Annotated in this window: 24 protein-coding genes and 1 tRNA gene; 7 read left to right on the top strand and 18 right to left on the bottom strand. The window is 34.9% G+C overall.

Annotated features, from left to right (window positions below; translation table 11 throughout):
• The first annotated feature begins 7 nt into the window (after positions 1-7).
• The 6 genes from MVE07_RS08375 to argB are packed head-to-tail and all read left to right on the top strand — an operon-like array spanning position 8 to position 4,891.
• Positions 8-964: a polyprenyl synthetase family protein gene (locus MVE07_RS08375; RefSeq protein ID WP_297456256.1), complete on the top strand. Its 957-nt coding sequence runs from the start codon at positions 8-10 to the stop codon at positions 962-964.
• On the top strand, positions 964-1,386 hold the full coding sequence (gene panD / locus MVE07_RS08370) for an aspartate 1-decarboxylase (protein ID WP_297456254.1): 423 nt from the start codon (positions 964-966) through the stop codon (positions 1,384-1,386). The genes MVE07_RS08375 and panD overlap by 1 nt, the downstream gene beginning before the upstream one ends.
• A 4-nt stretch (positions 1,387-1,390) precedes the next feature.
• Positions 1,391-2,605 carry a lytic transglycosylase domain-containing protein gene (locus MVE07_RS08365; protein WP_297456252.1) on the top strand — a complete coding sequence of 405 codons (1,215 nt, stop codon included), beginning with the start codon at positions 1,391-1,393 and terminating at the stop codon, positions 2,603-2,605.
• On the top strand, positions 2,602-3,678 hold the full coding sequence (gene ispG, locus MVE07_RS08360; protein ID WP_297456250.1) for a flavodoxin-dependent (E)-4-hydroxy-3-methylbut-2-enyl-diphosphate synthase: 1,077 nt from the start codon (positions 2,602-2,604) through the stop codon (positions 3,676-3,678). The genes MVE07_RS08365 and ispG overlap by 4 nt, the downstream gene beginning before the upstream one ends.
• Positions 3,665-3,982 carry a hypothetical protein gene (locus MVE07_RS08355; RefSeq protein WP_297456248.1) on the top strand — a complete coding sequence of 106 codons (318 nt, stop codon included), beginning with the start codon at positions 3,665-3,667 and terminating at the stop codon, positions 3,980-3,982. The genes ispG and MVE07_RS08355 overlap by 14 nt, the downstream gene beginning before the upstream one ends.
• Positions 3,983-4,891: an acetylglutamate kinase gene (gene argB, locus MVE07_RS08350; RefSeq protein ID WP_297456246.1), complete on the top strand. Its 909-nt coding sequence runs from the start codon at positions 3,983-3,985 to the stop codon at positions 4,889-4,891.
• A gap of 139 nt (positions 4,892-5,030) precedes the next feature.
• On the opposite strand, the gene MVE07_RS08345 is transcribed toward argB, so the two are convergent.
• From MVE07_RS08345 to MVE07_RS08330, 4 genes are all read right to left on the bottom strand, one after another.
• Positions 5,031-5,106, bottom strand: a tRNA-Trp gene (locus MVE07_RS08345).
• 1 nt (position 5,107) lies between these two features.
• The gene (locus tag MVE07_RS08340) at positions 5,108-7,528 is read right to left on the bottom strand and encodes a phage tail tape measure protein (RefSeq protein ID WP_297456244.1); all 2,421 of its coding nucleotides are present in this window, start codon (positions 7,526-7,528) and stop codon (positions 5,108-5,110) included.
• Positions 7,528-8,049 carry an HK97 gp10 family phage protein gene (locus MVE07_RS08335; RefSeq protein WP_297456242.1) on the bottom strand — a complete coding sequence of 174 codons (522 nt, stop codon included), beginning with the start codon at positions 8,047-8,049 and terminating at the stop codon, positions 7,528-7,530. Before MVE07_RS08335 ends, MVE07_RS08340 begins: the two co-directional genes overlap by 1 nt.
• Positions 8,049-9,308: a phage portal protein gene (locus tag MVE07_RS08330; RefSeq protein WP_297456240.1), complete on the bottom strand. Its 1,260-nt coding sequence runs from the start codon at positions 9,306-9,308 to the stop codon at positions 8,049-8,051. The genes MVE07_RS08335 and MVE07_RS08330 overlap by 1 nt, the downstream gene beginning before the upstream one ends.
• Before the next feature lie 126 nt (positions 9,309-9,434).
• Between MVE07_RS08330 and MVE07_RS08325 the strand changes: the two genes are divergently transcribed.
• Entirely contained in the window at positions 9,435-9,788 is a 354-nt protein-coding gene (locus MVE07_RS08325) for a hypothetical protein (protein WP_297456238.1), read from the top strand.
• On the opposite strand, the gene MVE07_RS08320 is transcribed toward MVE07_RS08325, so the two are convergent.
• The 14 genes from MVE07_RS08320 to MVE07_RS08255 all read right to left on the bottom strand — a co-directional run bounded on the left by MVE07_RS08320 (position 9,759) and on the right by MVE07_RS08255 (position 17,751).
• On the bottom strand, positions 9,759-10,022 hold the full coding sequence (locus MVE07_RS08320) for a hypothetical protein (RefSeq protein WP_297456236.1): 264 nt from the start codon (positions 10,020-10,022) through the stop codon (positions 9,759-9,761). The genes MVE07_RS08325 and MVE07_RS08320 overlap by 30 nt on opposite strands.
• On the bottom strand, positions 10,003-11,349 hold the full coding sequence (locus MVE07_RS08315) for a hypothetical protein (RefSeq protein WP_297456234.1): 1,347 nt from the start codon (positions 11,347-11,349) through the stop codon (positions 10,003-10,005). Before MVE07_RS08315 ends, MVE07_RS08320 begins: the two co-directional genes overlap by 20 nt.
• Entirely contained in the window at positions 11,342-11,653 is a 312-nt protein-coding gene (locus MVE07_RS08310; RefSeq protein WP_297456232.1) for a hypothetical protein, read from the bottom strand. Before MVE07_RS08310 ends, MVE07_RS08315 begins: the two co-directional genes overlap by 8 nt.
• Entirely contained in the window at positions 11,644-11,967 is a 324-nt protein-coding gene (locus tag MVE07_RS08305; RefSeq protein ID WP_297456229.1) for a hypothetical protein, read from the bottom strand. Before MVE07_RS08305 ends, MVE07_RS08310 begins: the two co-directional genes overlap by 10 nt.
• 33 nt (positions 11,968-12,000) lie before the next feature.
• A complete protein-coding gene (locus tag MVE07_RS08300; protein WP_297456227.1) occupies positions 12,001-12,966 on the bottom strand; it encodes a hypothetical protein in 966 nt (321 codons plus the stop codon).
• Positions 12,967-12,982: 16 nt separating this feature from the next.
• Positions 12,983-13,327, bottom strand: a complete 345-nt coding sequence (locus MVE07_RS08295; protein WP_297456225.1) for a DUF2190 family protein — start codon at positions 13,325-13,327, stop codon at positions 12,983-12,985.
• A 14-nt stretch (positions 13,328-13,341) separates the two neighbouring features.
• Positions 13,342-14,220: a hypothetical protein gene (locus MVE07_RS08290; protein WP_297456223.1), complete on the bottom strand. Its 879-nt coding sequence runs from the start codon at positions 14,218-14,220 to the stop codon at positions 13,342-13,344.
• Between the two features lie 53 nt (positions 14,221-14,273).
• Positions 14,274-14,990 (bottom strand): hypothetical protein, encoded by a 717-nt coding sequence (locus MVE07_RS08285; RefSeq protein WP_297456221.1) that lies wholly within the window; start codon positions 14,988-14,990, stop codon positions 14,274-14,276.
• 136 nt (positions 14,991-15,126) lie between these two features.
• A complete protein-coding gene (locus MVE07_RS08280) occupies positions 15,127-15,684 on the bottom strand; it encodes a hypothetical protein (protein ID WP_297456219.1) in 558 nt (185 codons plus the stop codon).
• 121 nt (positions 15,685-15,805) lie between these two features.
• Complete coding sequence (locus MVE07_RS08275; protein WP_297456217.1) at positions 15,806-16,600, bottom strand: hypothetical protein; 795 nt, start codon at positions 16,598-16,600, stop codon at positions 15,806-15,808.
• A gap of 26 nt (positions 16,601-16,626) precedes the next feature.
• Entirely contained in the window at positions 16,627-16,959 is a 333-nt protein-coding gene (locus tag MVE07_RS08270; protein WP_297456215.1) for a hypothetical protein, read from the bottom strand.
• A gap of 81 nt (positions 16,960-17,040) precedes the next feature.
• On the bottom strand, positions 17,041-17,241 hold the full coding sequence (locus tag MVE07_RS08265) for a hypothetical protein (RefSeq protein WP_297456213.1): 201 nt from the start codon (positions 17,239-17,241) through the stop codon (positions 17,041-17,043).
• Positions 17,238-17,483 (bottom strand): hypothetical protein, encoded by a 246-nt coding sequence (locus tag MVE07_RS08260; protein ID WP_297456211.1) that lies wholly within the window; start codon positions 17,481-17,483, stop codon positions 17,238-17,240. Before MVE07_RS08260 ends, MVE07_RS08265 begins: the two co-directional genes overlap by 4 nt.
• A gap of 16 nt (positions 17,484-17,499) precedes the next feature.
• Entirely contained in the window at positions 17,500-17,751 is a 252-nt protein-coding gene (locus MVE07_RS08255) for a hypothetical protein (protein WP_297456209.1), read from the bottom strand.
• Positions 17,752-17,753 lie beyond the last annotated feature (2 nt).

Raw genomic sequence — 17,753 nt, 5'->3', positions numbered from 1 at the left:
AGAAAAGATGGTAGAAAAAAAAGAGCTTGAAAAGATTGAAGAATACCTTTCAGAGTATATGGATTCTAACGTTGAATTTTTATTAAAAATAGGGAATTACATACTTTCCAGCGGTGGAAAAAGGCTAAGACCTGTTTTAGTCCTTACATTTGCAAAGTTATTTAGGGGATACAATGAAGAAAGAGATTATCCCCTTGCGGTTGCTATGGAATACCTTCACACAGCATCATTGCTGCATGATGATGTCGTAGACGGTGCAGACACAAGGAGAGGAAAAAAATCAGCAAATCGTGTATTTGGAAATGATACAGTAGTGCTAACAGGGGATTATATGTATGCAAATGCCCTTTATCTTTTCTCTATTTATGGTGATATAGATATGATTAGGAATGTATCAGATAGCGTTAAGAAAATGGCAGAAGGTCAGCTATTAGAATTGAAAAAAATAGGAGATATGGATGTTACTCTTGATGAGTATTTTAGAATACTGGAAGGCAAAACAGCTGTTTTATTCGGTAGTTGCTGTTATGTGGGAGCCGCTTTAGGTGGTGCCCCACAGGAGCAAAAAGATAGAGCTTATAACTATGGGTTAAATATAGGTCTGGCATTTCAGTTGATAGATGATTATCTTGATTACACCTCAACTGAGGAGAAATTAGGAAAACCTGTCTGTAACGATCTTAGAGAAGGGAAAATTACATATCCTCTTTTATCTGTAATGGACAAACTCACTGAAGAGGAAAAAGAATTAGTCAAAAAAGTGATAAGAGAACTTAATCCTTCTAAAGAGGACATAAACAAGGTAAAATCCATAGTTGAAGAAAAAGGCGGTATGACAAACACCATAGAAAAGGCAAAAGAGCTTGTAAATAATGCTATTACACAGCTTGAAACTTTTCCACAGAACGAATATCTTAAAAAACTGGAAGAACTTGCAAGATTTATTGTAGAGAGGGAGTTTTAATGAGAAGAACAGTTTTAAAATCAAAAATACACAGAATTACAATTACAGGGGCTGACCTTCATTATGAAGGTTCTTTAACACTTGATGAGGCTATAATGGAGGCTGCCAACCTTGTTCCATTTGAAAAAGTTGAGGTGTTCAATATTAACAATGGGAACAGATTTTCTACCTATGTTATTCCCGGAGCAAGATACAGCGGGGAATGTATTCTCAACGGTGCAGCTGCAAGACTGGGACACTCTGGAGACCTTATTATAATCGTGTCGTATGCAGATGTAGAAGACGATGAACTGAAAGATTTCAAAGTAAACTTGGTTTACATTGATGACGAAAATAATATAAAAGAGCATAAAGTAGCAGGTGTTTTTTCCGAAGAGGCAAAGGAAATAGCACTTAGAAATAAAAATCTTATAAAGGATTAAAAGTATGAAAAAAATCGGCCGGTATTATCTTTTTGCAGGGATAATGCTGGCCATTCTGTTTTCTTCCTGTAGCACAAAAAAAGTAAATACAGAAAAAACTTATATAATTCCCAAAAAAGATAAAACCTATGTGATTATCAAAAAAGAAGACCAGACCCGCGTAAAAGTTATCAAAAATTCTGAAAAAAATTCACTTCCTAAAGAACCTGTAGTTATAAAATCAGATGAAACTGTTCATATAGACAAAGAAGACGAAGGTATTTTATACGAAGAATTTATTAATTTGGGGTTGAGAGTTCCAAAATATTCAGACCTTGAAGATTATTTATATTTTTACGGTGTTAAAAATAGAGCATGGACAGAAGCAGCATTAAACAGAGCTAATTTTTATATGCCTATGATAAAAAGTATTTTCAAACAGTATGGTTTACCGGAGGAATTAGCATATCTACCTGTTGTAGAAAGTGGATATGACCCATTTGCCACCTCATATTCAGGGGCAGCAGGAATATGGCAGTTTGTAAGGACGACAGGTAGAAGATTTGGCCTTAGGATAAACAGATATGTAGATGAAAGAAGAGACCCATATAAATCAACCATTGCAGCAGCTAAATATCTAAAACATTTATATGGAATTTTTAAAAGATGGGATTTAGTCCTTGCTGCTTATAACTGTGGTGAAGGATGTGTTCTCAGTAGAATGGATAATCCGTTTGCAAATTTCTGGGACATAAAATATGACCTTCCAGACCAAACTCAAAAATATGTCCCAAAATTTTTGGCTGTTGTATTAATTGCAAAACATCCTGAAAAATACGGAATTAGGATAAGAAGAACTAATATATACTATGTAAAAACCCAGAGAGCACCGATAACAGCATCACTCAGCTATATTGCCAGAAACCTAAGAATAGATTATAGACTGCTTAAAAAATACAATGCGCATTTTAGAAGGAACGTTGCAATAAGAGGATATAATCTTAATATTCCATATAAAACTTTAGCACAGAAAAAATTATTCTTAAAAAGAGTTAGTTATATAAAAAGAAAAAGATACAGGTATCATAAGGTTAAGAAAGGAGATACCCTTTATAGAATTTCCAGAAAGTATGGGATTTCCATTGAAAAAATCAAAAAAATCAATAAAATAAGAGGGAGTTTAATAAAACCAGGAATGGTTTTAAAAATACCCTTAAAAGAGGTTTCATATCGTAGATGATAAACAGGAGAAAGACAAGGCCGGTATTTGTAGGCGATGTAAAAATCGGTGATGGTGCTCCTGTTATAGTCCAATCAATGACCGATACCAAAACCCATGATATAGAAGCCACCCTCAACCAGATAAATCGTTTATATGAAGCTGGCTGTGAAATAATTAGGGTTGCTGCACCGACAGAAAAAGATGCACAGGCACTTCCGGAAATAGTAAAAAGGAGCCCAATTCCGGTAATTGCAGATATACATTTTTCACCGAGAATTGCATTTTTAGCACTGGAAAGCGGAATACATGGAATAAGGCTTAATCCTGGAAATATTAATGATAAAGGCAAAATAAAAGAAATACTTCAGGAATGCAAAAAGAAAAATATAGCCGTAAGATTAGGAGTTAATTCAGGTTCACTGGAAGAAAGACTCCTTGAAAAATACGGATACCCTTCAGGAGAAGCACTTGCAGAAAGTGCATTGGACTGGTCAGAATTTTTTGAAAGCGTAGGTTTTACCAATTTCAAAGTATCAATAAAAGGCTCTGATGTTCTCCAGAATATTCAGGCAAATCAGATATTTGCAGAAAAAACAGATATCCCATTACATATAGGAATAACAGAAGCAGGACCTGCAGGAAAAGGTTCTATAAAATCTGCAGTAGGACTGGGAATTTTGCTTTATATGGGAATAGGAGATACGATTAGAGTTTCCCTAACAGCAGATCCTGTTGAAGAAGTAAAAGTTGCCTATCAGATACTCCAGTCTTTAGGTCTTAGAAGAAAAGGAATAGAGATAATTTCCTGTCCAACATGTGGAAGAATAGAGGTTAATCTATCTGAAGTTGTCAAAAAAGTTGAAGAAAAGCTTGAAGGTGAAGACTTGCCAATAAAAGTGGCAATAATGGGCTGTGTTGTAAACGCAATAGGAGAAGCAAGGGAAGCGGATATCGGACTTGCCTGTGGAAATAAATCAGCAATCCTTTTCAAAAAAGGGCAACCTTTAAAAAGGGTTTCAGAAGAAGAAATGGTTGATCAATTACTTGAAGAAATCCAGAAGATGAAAGAGGAGGAAAATGGAGGAGCTTAATATAAAACTAAATGCTGTTGCAGTTGATGTTCTTTCAGAAGAATGGAGAGAAGAAGATGTTATCCAAAAAACTCCTGTTCTTCTTGAAAAAATAACAAAAAGAAAAGGTGGTTTTACCCTATACATGAAAGCCCCTTATGAGAATATAGAATGGTATTTCTCAAAAGGTCTTACACTTTTTCATGTAAAAAACAATCAGGGTAGAAAAATCCTCAGGATTGAACATGAAGATGGCCAATACTGGGTGGATATGCCATATAATCAACAGGTTGTAGATTTTCTTAAGGAATTTATGGAGGAGTAAATGGAAAGGCTTGTTGAAAAAGCAGAGACATTAATGGAAGCCCTGCCATTTATCACGAAATTTAGAGGAAAAACATTCGTCATAAAATACGGTGGAAATGCAATGGCAAAAGCAGACCTTAAAGCCGCTTTTGCCCAGGATATATTAATGCTTAAGTATATAGGGATAAACCCTGTAATTGTTCACGGTGGAGGTCCACAAATAGGCGAAGTCCTGAAAAGGATGGGACTTGAATCAAAGTTTGTCGGAGGCCTTAGAGTTACTGACAGAGAAACAATGGAAGTTGTTGAAATGGTTTTAGGGGGGCTTGTTAACAAAAATATTGTGATGCTTATAAATAGATACGCAGGTGGACATATAAGGGCTGTTGGTCTCACAGGAAAAGATGGTGGACTTATAAGAGCCAAAAAATTAGATGCAGAAGAATATTTCAGGCAGATGGGAGATTTCAGGCCTACAGAGCTAATAGACCTTGGTCATGTAGGAGAGGTGGATTTTGTTGATGTCCAGATTTTGAAACATCTTGAAGAGGATAACTATATTCCTGTTATAGCACCTATAGGATTTGATGCACAGGGGAACGCATATAACATAAATGCTGATTTTGTAGCTGCAGCAATTGCAGGAGCATTGAAGGCAGAAAAGGTAATATTTTTGACAGATATAGAAGGATTAAAAGACGAAAACGGCCAGACAATTTCTTCAATAAATATTGCAAAAATAAATCAGATGATAGAAGAGGGAACAATAAAAGATGGAATGATTCCAAAGGTAAAAGCCTGTATAAATGCCTTACAACAGGGTGTCAAAAAAGCCCATATCCTTGACGGTAGAATTCCCCACTGCGTTCTTCTTGAGATTTTCACTTCAGAAGGAATCGGAACAGAGATTGTAGTTGAAATTTCCTGATTTTTTGGGACACTAATTTCGGGATATATAGGGAAATATAGGGATATTTCGGGATATTGGTAATACTTGTTTATGCAAAAAATATATTTTTTAGGTGTCCCAAATTTTTGGAAAAGTGTCCCAGATTTTTGGAACAAATTGGCAGGGTGGACAGGATTTGAACCTGCAATCTTTGGATTTGGAGTCCACTGCTTTGCCAATTAAGCTACCACCCCATTAAATGTTTTCTGCAAGAGTTCCCCAATCTAACTTTTCTATTTCTTTTGGGATTTCTTGGGCTATTTCTTTAGCATTCTTGGCTTGTGTGTTTATAACCAATTGTTTGATTATTACTGTAACAGATTTGCTTTCAGATTTATTAACGTTTTTCATAGGAGAAGGGATATCCGGTTCATTTTTTTCTTTAAAAGGATTTTTTAAATTAACTGCAAAATCTGAAAAAAGTTTAAAGATCTCTTTTTCTTTTTTCAGGAACCCGATTTTTAGTCCTTCAAGTGTAAATAAGCCTATTTCTGCAAAAACTTTGGATGGTGATTGTATTCCTAAAAAGCTTTTGATTCCACCGACTATATCTTTGGCAACGTTTTTTACAGCTTCTACTGGTTTAGAAACCGTAGATTTTATCCCGGCTAAAAGTCCTTCTATTATATTTCTTCCGATATCAAACAGATTGAAATTTTTTAGATAACTTTTTACTTTTTCAAATGCATCAACTATTGTGTTTACGATCTTTATACCAAATCTAACAGCTGCTGCAACAAAATTTATAAATTCTGCAATGCGGTTAGCAATTATTGAGATAATGGTAACAAGACCCTTACCTACTAATATCCCTATTCTTGCAAAAGCAATAAAGGCATTATTGTCTGGAGAGTACTTAAATCCAAAAACTTTTGCTATTGTTTGAAAAACCGGTTCAAGTGCTTTAGCTAAATTTGAAAAAGCATCCTTTAAAGGTTTCAAGGCATTAGAAATATCACTGAAGCCTTCTTTTAGCCCCATCCAGAAGGCTTTTATTCTGTCAAGGTAAAGGAAATTATAGATTGCTTTAAACAGTCCTTTTACTTTGTCCCAGTTTTTATAAACCAGATAACCTGCTATAGCTATTCCTGTTAGAACCGCACCTATTGGAGTAAAGATAAAGCTAATAGCAGCCACTGTTAAACTTCTTAAAGCAATTACTGATGTTTTGATACTGTTTGTTAATGCCATAAAAGCTGTTTTTGAAAATGTAGATACCCCAGAAGATAGATTAAGTTTAGCGATAGCGACATTAAGAGAAGGAATTAATTCTTTTTTCAGAATACTGCTAAGCTCAATAATTTCAGACTTTAAATTTATAAAGCTTAAAATCCCTTTTGTTATCCCCATTCCAAGTAAACCGATAGTTCCAAGAAGTGCTCCTACAGCCAAAGTCAAAATTCCAAATGCTCCTATTGGCAAGAGAATGACAGAAGCTAATGTTTTATGGTGATTTATGAATGTAGCTATTGGTGAAAGAATAGCACTGAAAGCCTGTATCATCATATTGAGTGGTGGTAAAAACACAGACCCTATTAAAGATGCTATGTTTTTTATGTTATTCCAGAGTAGCTGGAGCTGTGCAGCTGTAGATTTTGTTAATGCTTCAAATTCTTGCTGCATAGAACCTGCTTGAGCTCCACCTTGAACCTCTTTTATTTTGTCTTTCAGTCTATCAAGATTATTTACAAGGATTTGTATTTTACCAACATGTTCAAGACCGACCCATTCTTTTAAAAGTTGTGTTTGTTTTGTTGAGTCCAGTCTTTTTACTGCATCTAAGACTTTAATAAGAGCCTCTGAAGGGTTCTGTTGCTTTAGTTTCATAAATTCATCTTTAGTCATTCCAATAGCAGACAGAACATTTAAGAATCCCTTATCCATTGCTTGAGTTCTGGTTAAAAGTGTTCTGAAAGAAGTTGCTGTTTCTTCTGCAGAAATACCTGCTTCTTTAATAACCGCTCCAAATACCGCTGCATATTTTGCTTCTATACCGAATGCTTTTGCTGTAGCACCAACTCTCCTGAGAATATCAATAATATCTGTTGCAGCTGCACCCATTGTATTGGAAAGGTAGTTAATAGTATCACCAACATCTCTTAAAGCTTCTATTGTTGGTATAGCAAATGCATTTTTGATTTCTCCAAATGCTTTTCCTGCTTCTTCTGGAAGCATATCAAAGGCAAAAGCAGCTTTTGATACCATTTCTGTAAATTCTATAAGTTGCTCTTTAGGAATTCCCATCTGGGAAAGAGAAGCAGATAATGCAAATATCTCGTCTGTTGCTATTGGAATTTGAGAAGACATTTTCATAAAAGCTTCTGTGTATTTTGAAAGTTCGGATTCTGAAGCTCCCACAACTTTATTAAACTCATAAACCTGTTTTTCAAGCTGAATAGCTGAGGCAACGGGTAGGGTAAAAGCTGCTGTGATACTTCCTCCTAATATAGCAAGGTCTTTACCAATATTTGCAAGCTTTTTAGAGCTTGCGTAAAGACTTTCTAATGCCTTTTGTGTTTCTTCAGAAACTTTTTCTATATGCTTTAAAGGTTTGGATAGCTTATCAATAGCTTCAAAAACAACTCCAATTCTGAATATATCATCGGTTCCAAACATTATAACCCTCTGATTATTTCAGGAATTTCTTGAATTACTTTAATTTTTGCATTTTTAAGGAAGTGTTTTCCTTCTATTTTTGTTTGCTTTCTTAGGGCAAACAATGAAATAACTTTTTTCTTTTTTGATGCCTTTATCACACCATCTTCAACAAAAATGCTGTATCCTTGTTTTTTAAGAGCATCTATAAAAGCCCTTGGAGAACCATACTTTTCTGTTTGCTTTTTTATTTTTTTACTTACAGGAATTGCAAGGAATTTTGCCTTAACTGGTCTTATTATTGCCCCTCTCTCCTGTGCAGGTGCATATTCCACATTAGTTCCAACTGCAGACCAGTTATCTCCTATTTCTACTTTTATACTTCTTCTTAGATGTCCTGTATCAACGGGAACCTCTTCTTTTGCATATTTTTCTGCCCGTGCAGCAGCTTCTTTTAGAAATCTTCTTTCTTTTTCTTTGAATTCTTTAACTTTCCTGTCTAAAAACTTATGAAATTTATCAAATCCAAAAGTTCCTGCCATTACGCATTTTCCTCTTGCCAATTTTGTTCTGGATTATAGTCTGTATCTTCGTTATTTACTTCTACAAGCTGTGGAAGATAATCATCAATGATTGCTTTTGCTTGTTCTTCGTTGATTATTCCCGCTGCCACAAGTTTTGAAATACTGTCAACCACATCTTTGAGGTCTTTTTTGTAAGGTTCAGGAAATTCTACTTCTGTTTCGTAGGTACTGAATTTATATCCTTCGTTTAGTTCTAATAACTTGAGTATAATTCTGTTTGCATCCTGAATAGCCTGTTTCCATATAAGCTGTCTTCTTTTTGTTTTTCTGATTATTGGATGCATTTGTTCTTTTACTGAAGCAAGAGAGGAAGGAGTATGAGCTCCTAAAAGGAACTCTGGAGTTTCAGATAGTATCACGATGTTGTAAAAAAGTATTTCAAGGAAGTCTTTAAGCTCTCCGAATGGTCTGGAACTTTCTAAGAATTTAGCTTCACTATCTTCTGGGAGAAGTAATGCTTTATTCATATCCCAGTTTTTTATCTGTTTTTCTGCTGTTTCTGTGTCTCTTGTGATGATAACCGGAGTTGGTGTTCCGTGATATTTAAGGTTTTTTCTTGCAGCTTCTATTGTATCGCTGTAAGCCTTAATGGCTTTTATAGTAGCTTCTGTTATATCTCCGGTTCCATATAATTCCCCTGCAAATCTGTCATAAGCAATATGAATAACCGGAATTTCTTTTATTTTGTTAGGTTGTTTTTCAGTAAGCTTATCGTCCTGGTAAGTTTCTATATATTCTGGAGTTAATCTTGTTGTTATTTTGGATTGAATAACACCCTGCAAGTCCTGATTAATTATGTGTGTGATTAAAATTTCCCTGTAATCTCTTATGTCTGCAGGATTTGGAATTATAGAAACTTTACCGGGAAAGATTGTCATAATGTCAATGCCGTTGTTATATCCTATAAACAGGTAAGCATTTCCAAAAAGTGAAGCATCTCTACCGGCAGATTGAACTTCTTCTAAGTTGTTATTCCAGATTTTTTGAAGGATCTTTTGGGCTTCTGGGTCTTCACTTTTTATAGAAAATCCATCTGCAAAAATAAACGATGCTGATATATTTGTTATAGCTTTTACAAAAAATTCTTCCCTGTAATACTGTTTTAGCTTTTCAGGGTCAAGCTGGGAGTAATCATCTTCTGCAACTTTACTCCAGAAAGAGTCTATCAAAGAAGGAACTTTTCTCAGTGGAGTTTTGAATATATCAAAAAATCCCATAGTTCACCTTTGGAAAATGTTTTGATAAAAGGTTAATTCTAAAGTGGTGGGATTGTTAGGACAGGTTGGACAATGGATATATGTTAATTTATATTTAAAAGTGAACTACGAAAGAGAGGGTAGTTAATGAATATTTATAATGAAGAGTATATAAAGGATTATATTGACAATCAGCTAAGAAACTTTTACGAAAAAACTGGACGGAAACATCTGGAAGATTTTTTAGAAATCAACATAATTAGAAAAAAAGGATTTAGAGTAAGCGTTAAATTTATAGATGGAAAAGGAGAGATAAAGTATATTGAACAGTTTTTACCTGACTTTGAATTACAAAGAGTTGTTCACACGGAAGTTGTTATAAAAAATTTTATGGATTCAGTAGTTCTTTATATTATCAGAGAATACGAAGGAAAATTTAAAATAGAGCCAGTCAATCTTGAAAATACACCTTCAGATATTCTTAAGTTTTTGATAAAGTAAAGGTGTATTTTTTTCTGTGATAAATAATATTGATTCATAAACTCCCGGTTCTGTTATTTGATTTTTGAACTTTTTCAAAATTTCATCAACCATGCTTACCAGTTCTGGATCTTCTGTTTCTAATGCCTTTTCCATGTCGTAAATATCTACCCCAATGAACTCATCGAAATCAAAATATAAAAGTATATTTTCAAGAGCATATTTAATTTCTTCTTTATTTTTTACCTTCGCCATCTCCAAGCTCCAGAAAAATTTTATTCCCCTTGTGGTTTCTAAGCAAGTCTTTCTGTTCCTGGATATAATTTAGAACTCTTTCTTTATTAGTGCTACCTTTTTCTTTATCAACTTTAAAAAATGTTCTAAGTTTCAAGGTGTCTCTATCTACCATAGCTATAGTTCCTGTTTTGTATTTAACAAAATAATATTTACCGGTATTTTTTAATCCAGCGTCGTCAAAATAAAAAACTCTGCTTGGGTTTTGTAATGTTTCTCTTAAGATATCATAGAATTTTTCTTTGTAATAGGTTTTCCTATCTTCTCTCAGATTTTCCCAATGAACTCCAAATATTTTCTTAACGTGTTTTTTTAGCTTTTCTTCTTCTAATTCCTCTTCCAACCAGCCCGGTAGTTTACCTTTTCTTACATTTTTTAAAACTTTCCTTGTATTCTTAATATGTCTTTTCTTTTCTTTTGAAAACTGGATTTCTTTTTCCGAAACTATTGGCTTTCTACCTATTTGAGCTGGAGCTATTGCACATGTGCAGTTTGGGTGTAGTGGTATATCCCCCCCTACATCAGCCTCGTATATAATTCCGCATCGTGCCTGACATTTAGGGCAGGGGGTTTTACCGCAGAGCCATTTAACTCTGCTTATTCCCATTTTTTTGTAATAATGTAGAGAACCATAAGTATAAGCTCTTGCCGTTTCTGTTCTTGCAATTGTTAAAGCTCTATCATAAACATCTCTAAATACCTCATTTGAAGGAAGAGGAGTTTTTGCAATTCTTCTTGCGATTTTATAGACAGACTCTCCCTGAAGCATACCAAGGGATATTTGTTTTTTTATTTTGCCAATTAGGTCTTTGGAAAGATTATCAGAAAATACCATCGAATAAGCTGTTAGGAACTGGACAGCTTCTTTAGGAATCAAGAAAAAGCTTTCTTTTATCTGCAGATCCTTGGCTGATTGTTTAAAAACTTCGTTAAATGTTTCTTTTATCTGAGATATATCTTCTTCTTTTGCCTTTTCTGCTATTTCTTGAAAAGCTTCTTTTAAGCTTTGTGAAACTTCCTGAAGGCTTTCCTCTGCAATCTTTTTCATTAAAGCTTTTGAAGGTTTTTCAAGGATGTTCTGGATATCCTTTTCTATTTCTTTTAGTAGATTTTGAAGTCTCCAGTTTTGGTATGGTGTTTCTTCCTGGTTTAACAACTTTTGAGATATTTCTTTTTGAACTTCTTCAAGAAGTTTTACATATTCTTTTGCGTATTTATTTCCGCTTCTTAAAAGTTTTTTCTTTGCTTCTCTTGCTTTTCTCTGGATTATGTTTTGTATATTAGCCATAATACACTTTCAGATAAGTTTTTATTGCAACTTTTTCAGTTCCCACATAATAATCTTCAAGTTTTACGGCTATATACTGCTGATTTAAAACGGTGATAATATCTCCAGCCTTGATACTGGTATTAAACGGAAGATAAACAGTTGCGTCGTATTCTTCAGAAAATCCAAATTCGTCTGTGTTTGTAGAAGTTATTTTGGAAGTGAAATATCCATCTACAGTGGAGTTGTCTGCCAGAGTTATAGAAACCTTCGGGAAGGGAAAGCCATCAAATATTTTTCTGAATAGGTCTGGTTTTAATCCCATTTTGGTTCCTCTTCAGGAAGGGGAACTATTTTTACAGTTGAGCCTGTTTCTTTTTTTAGCTTTTCTTTATAATCCTCAAGAAGGGTTCTTAAAGCTTCCAGCCTGCTATTTCCTTCTACTTTAAGGTCTCCTATGGAAGCTGATTGAACAACAGAGATTTCTATTTTTATAAGCTCAATAACAAGTTTATAAAGGGCTATTTTTTCTGTGGGTTCGTTTAAAAATTCATCTGCAAGATTTTCAGCTGTTGTCTGGTCTGCAAATGGAAGTCTAATTAAAGCTTTCTGAACAAGAGCTGTTTTATCAATAGCCATAGGAAACCTCAAAGAAGAGGGCAAAGCCCTCTATTATAGTGTTATCCTGATTCCGTATTTGTTAGAAAGAACTACACCGTTGTATCTTTCTGTGTATGCAAGTTTTATTTCCTGTGTGCCTATGTCAAAATCTCTGTCAACCTGAAGGCTTTGTCTGTGCTGATAATACTGGTCTTTTTTAGGGATTATAAGGTCAACTGGTCCAGCAGGGTCGTAGTGAACTGTGTCTATTATGTCAAAATCAAATGTGAGCCTTTCTCCTCTCTGTCCTGCTACAGTGGAGTCTTTTTTAGCTTGAATAAGTTCTGCTGCCACTTCAACAGGTGCTACAACAATAGGTTTTCTTATGCTGTCTTTTTTGAGTTTTCTTAGAAGTTTAGCCCATGCAGTGTTAAGTGTTTTTATCCAGGATGTAGAATAAGCTACCGAATCGTAGTTTGTGTTTTTTATGAGTGCAAACATGGCAGATGCTTTATCAACCACAGCCTGCTCTTTGGCTTTTCTTGTAACATCTTCAATTTTCCACCATTTGTTATCTTCAAACCAAGTTCTGAGGAGTCCTACTCCTGCTGCATAAGTGATGTTTTTAACTGTAACTGTTTTTCCTGTTGCAGCATGTGTAAATTTGATGCTCCCACCAGGCTTTAATTCTTCAAAAGATATAGATTGTTGTCCAGATTCATAAGTTTCGGCATCTGATGTAGATTCAACGGTTTTAAATATCCTCATCCATCTATCATCATATTCAGGAACAACATCTTCATCTATATTAACCACCACAGGTTTAGGTGGTTTCATCGCCTCTGGAGGCATCTGTGTTGCAGCCTGAAGTTTTTGCTGGAGAAGTTTTATACCCTGTTCTCTTGGGATAGGAAGACCATCTGGACCATAAAGACCGGCTTTCATATAACTGTCTACGGCATCAATAAATTTTGCCCTCAGTTTCGGGTCAGAAAGAATGGCTGCAGCTTGAATTTTACCTTTAATTAATACTCCCATTTTTGTTTGACCTCCTTTAGTAAAGTTCTGGCATAAGTGTTATTAGCACGGTATTTTCGCCGGCGGCTTTATCTGTAAAAGCTTTTCCTATTTTAGGGTTTGTGGTATCAGCAGAATCATAAGGTTTTACACCACCGTTTCCGTCATACTGAAGCAACTCCCCTGATGCTATTGCAACCGATGGGTCTGCTACAGGAAGTTCAAAAACACCTCTTGTCATAATTATTCCTTCTTGTCCTGCCGGAATGTCTGTATAAGCAACTCCTACCCAGTTTCCAACTTTCACAAGAGAATTTGCTGGAATATCAGAAGTTCCAGTGTTTTTAACTAAAACTCTGTCGTCTCTATCATACCTAAGCATGCTTTATCCTCCTTTTAATAGGTAATAAATGGATTGTCTTCAGTTTTTGTGTTGTCGTTTGGATTTGGAATAGTTAAGCCAGCCTGCATTTTTGGAAGTTTTTCTTTAAATGTTGCTGTGAGCTTATCAACTTCTTCTTTTGTTTTTGCTACTTCAAGACTTGCCTTTAAAAGCTCTCTTACTTCTTCAGGAACTTCAGATAATTTTTCAGTTTTGTAAGCAGATAGTTCAGCCTGAAGTTTTTCAGCCTGAAGCTTCTGGACTTCCTTTTCTTTTTCTTCAAGGCTTGCTTTGAGGCTTTGGATCTCCTCTTCTTTTTGCTTGAGCTGGGACTCAAGCTCTGTGTTTTTTGCAAGTAATTTTTTGATTTCTTCTTGCATATCTAAATCCTCCTTAGATTTTTTTGCGTCTAATCTTCTGTTATTTGGTTCTGCCCCCTGTAAAACAAGAGAAAGCTCAATAGGTTCAAATTCATTAATTGTTACTACTCCTGTAGCTTCATCTATGGTGTAGTTTGTGATATAGCCACCGATAGAAACTTCTCTAATAGGGGAAGGTTTCATTTTTGCCAGTGCAACAATTTTTTCCTCTGCTTTAGGGATTCTTACATAAGCTATCAGTTCACCGTTAACAACTTCAGCATCAGCAACAACACCTACAATGTGAGTTATGCTTTCTCTGTGGTCAGCCAGGAGAGGTTTACCTTTTAATTTTTCAGCTGTAAGTTTTATAGCTTCAGGGGTAAAGCTTGCATCTTTAGGCTCATAATCAATAAGAGGTCTAAATACGGTATTTTCAGAAAGTGCCACAAATGGAATTTCAATATATTCATCTGTTTCTTTTAGCTTGTATTTCTGGTTTGTTTTTGCTGTAAGCTTCAGGTTCTTACTCATTACTCACCTTTAGAGATTTTTGATAAAAAGATAGAATGTGAAAAGGGCAAAAGTTAGGACAGGTTGGACAGTTTGAGGGTAGTATTAAGCCTTTTGTCTGAATATTTGTGTATTACGCTTTCTACCAGGAATGTTTTTTGAAAAACTTTTATGGAATATAAGGGATAAATATCAAAAGTCGGTTTTGTTAGGGATACCTCTGTGAAATCTTTTCTTGGGTGTATTACTTTAATCACGTCGTCGGAGATCTGGGTTTTATAGTCCTTTAGCTTTTTTACTTCATGAAAATGAAAGTTTCCTTCTATGTCAAAGAACCATACGAAATTTTTAAGGTTCCATGTTTTTTGTATTCTTCTTAACGCTGTGTCTATGGATTCATTCCAGATTGGGAAATGGTGTTTCTGGATAAAAGATTTTTCGCTTAATACTTTTGGATATTTTATTATGGAATTTATTATTTCTCTGGGTGTAGTTCGGTTAAAGGATGCTGTTATTTTCTTGTTTTGAAGCTTTACATATTCATCTTTAGCTTTTATATATTTAACCTGCTTGTCTGATACATCTGTAATATAGCCCTTGAAAACCGGATATAGCTTTTCATATCCAAGATAAAGCTCAATTTTTTCGTCTATACCTGGTGTTATGTTTGAGATTTTCAGTTCACAGTGCTGGGTGTGGAACTTTGCAGACAATACAACAACGAATTCTAAAAGGTTCTGGGTTTCTTCCCTGTCTCCGATAATAAGCTTAAAGTTAGGTTTGTATATCACTCTTCTACCTGTGGAAATTCTTTTTTGTAGAGGAAAAGAGCCATTCCTCCAAGTTCTGTAAGCTCTTCAAAAGAGGACGGCTTTTTATGGAAATATTTCATTATCAGTGTTTCCAGAAATAAAAGTCCATTATTTTCTATTTCTGTGGAGAACTCTCTGGCTTTTTTATTTGAGCTTTTACCTCGTCTTCAACGGTTTTTACAAGAACAGGGAAGACCCTAAGTGTCAGTAGTGGATAGTTTTCTAATAGTGTTTTCATCTTCTGTGTTTCCTCTACGGAGTCTAATATTACCTCTTTCATTTTTTCTATAAGTTTTATTCCACGGGCATTCACAAGTAGAGATTTCGCTTTTTCATAATCAAAATTTTTCAGGGAAAACTGTTCAAACATTTCTATTTCTATATCAGGGTCATATACCGGAATGAACAGCTTTCCATCTTCGATATATGGTTCCTCCTCTGTAAGCCCTAAATACTGACCTATGATTACCGCAACTTTATCTTTTATTATCTGAGGGGCATCTTTCAGTTTTGCCCTGTCTCTCGGGTCAACAGATGAAAAGACCAGGACTTGTGAGGCTTTTTCTGTTTTTCCTTTTCTATTGAGTTCTATAAATGCATTAAGGTCTTTTTCTGATGGATTTGAAAATCTGAAAGAATAATTTTCTCCATGATACTCCAGATTAAGTTCCATATTTCTACCTCGCTAATTGTTTTGATAACAAGATAATATTTAAGACTGGAACATGTTAGGACAGGTTGGACATAAAAAAGCCCCCTATTGCAGGGGCAAGGGGGGAGTTAGGGGGAGGGAATTAAAATGGAACATCGTCATCTGATACTTCTTGAACTTCTGGTTCTTCTATTTCTGGCTCTTGTTTCTTCTTTTCATCTAATTGCTTTTGTAGATAGTCAATTATTTTACTTGCCTGTGATTTAGTCAAATCTTTTCTGCTTTCTACTTTTGCAGCTTTTTTAAGCCAATTTTTGAACTGTTCTTCACTCCAGCCAAGCTCTTTTACCAGGACAGAGATTTTTCTTATCTGAGCTTCGGATATGTTGTTGCTGTTATCTGTTTGTATCGGTTCCGTAGTGTCTTCTAAGTCCTGTGTGAAGAAGAAACTTCCACCAGTTGCAAGTAAAACTGCATCAACAAATGCTCTTTTTTTTGCCATTTTTAGAAGTGTATTTGGAAGGTCAAAAGGATCTACTTTGTTGCTTCTATATTTCCTTTCTTTGCTGTGAGCAATTCCGTGTCCTTCGGCAATTACTTCTCCAGTTTTTCTGCTAATTAAGGAACACTTAACTTCATACCTGAAAATACCTTTGTCCCAGTCCTCGTATTTGTCAACTTCATACATAGGAGAGAAACTAAACAGCATTGCAAGTTTTTCTGCTCCAGATTTGAACAGAGTTGGTTTGTCAGAAATAGGTTTTCCTTCTTTGTTTGTTATGTACCCGTAATCTACGCCTTCTACCATCTGAGATTGTATGAACTGCTTAAATAACGATATGTGTCTGTTTACAATATCAAGTCCTTCTTCTGTTATGTAGTTTTGCTGAATCAGATTAGAACCCTTTACTGCGGGTGTTAATGTTTTTGTTTCCATGATTGTTTACCTCCAATAGATAATTTTTATTCGCACTTTGAAAAATAAAGTTCTAAAAGGGAGCTTTTTCCCGAAATCAAAGCTTTTTTAAAACTTTTACATTCTTTTGTAGAAAGCTTTACTGAATAGAGTTCTGCATATTTACTGTCTACCCAATAGTTAGATAACGAAGTTACAGACACGGAAATTGCAAATATTACTAATGCTATTAATACAGGTTTTCTTTTTATTTCGCCGATAGAGAAAAAAAGTAATGACAAAGCTAATGCTAAAAAGCTAATTGTAGCTATAAAACCAGATATGTCTTGCACGGTTTGCAAAAAGTCGATTAAGCTTTCTATTTTTATTATTTGTTCCATTGTTTACCTCCTTTCAATTTTTGAAATACAAAACTGGCAGTGAAAGCATTAATAAAATTGCTGTGATGACTAATGTTTCACTCATTTTTTCTTCCTTTTCTTTTTAAGTTTGCGTATTTTCACTCTATCTTTCTGATAAATTTTTTCTATGCGATACTCTTTCTTCAGATCTCTCCAACAATCTGGACAGGCTATTTCTTCTTTCCCATTGATAGAAACATAAATTGGTTGGCAGGTGGAAAAAGTGCAAAAGTCACATCCATAACTAATATGAATCATCATTTTCCCTCCAGCTTTTCTAAAATCTCATCTCTGATGCGATTTAGATTTCTTTCAATATTTTTGATACTTTTGTCCACTACAGGAGAAAGGGGCTGTCCTATAAGCCCCTCTATGTCCCTGACCTTTAACAAAATTCTGTCTGGATATCTGAGCAGTTCCTCCAATTGAATAAGAGCTTCTTCAATATTTGTGTCCGAGGTGTCTATTCTCTTTCTCTTCTTTTCGAACTGGTTAAGTTGCATTGTGTTTCTCCTTTTTTTAGGATATTTTTTCAGGTAGCGTGCGTGTTTTTGTAGGGAGTGTTCTCGCTTGAGGCACTTCCTCTTTTTTAACTTTGAAAATCAAGTTCTCCTCGTCCACTTCAAACCCTGTGTAATTAACAACCATTACTGTTTTACCTTCTTTTGTGGAAATTTTGATAAACCTGTCGTGAGGATAGATACAGTGGTTGTAATACCTCGCAGAGAAATGCATTCTTACAATTCCAAAGTCTAATACGATGTTTTTCATGG

This window comes from Persephonella sp., assembly GCF_027023985.1.
In the GTDB taxonomy this organism is placed as follows: Bacteria; Aquificota; Aquificia; order Aquificales; family Hydrogenothermaceae; genus Persephonella_A.
Note: the sequence above shows the minus strand (reverse complement) of the source record. Positions and strands in the feature narration are given on the sequence as shown.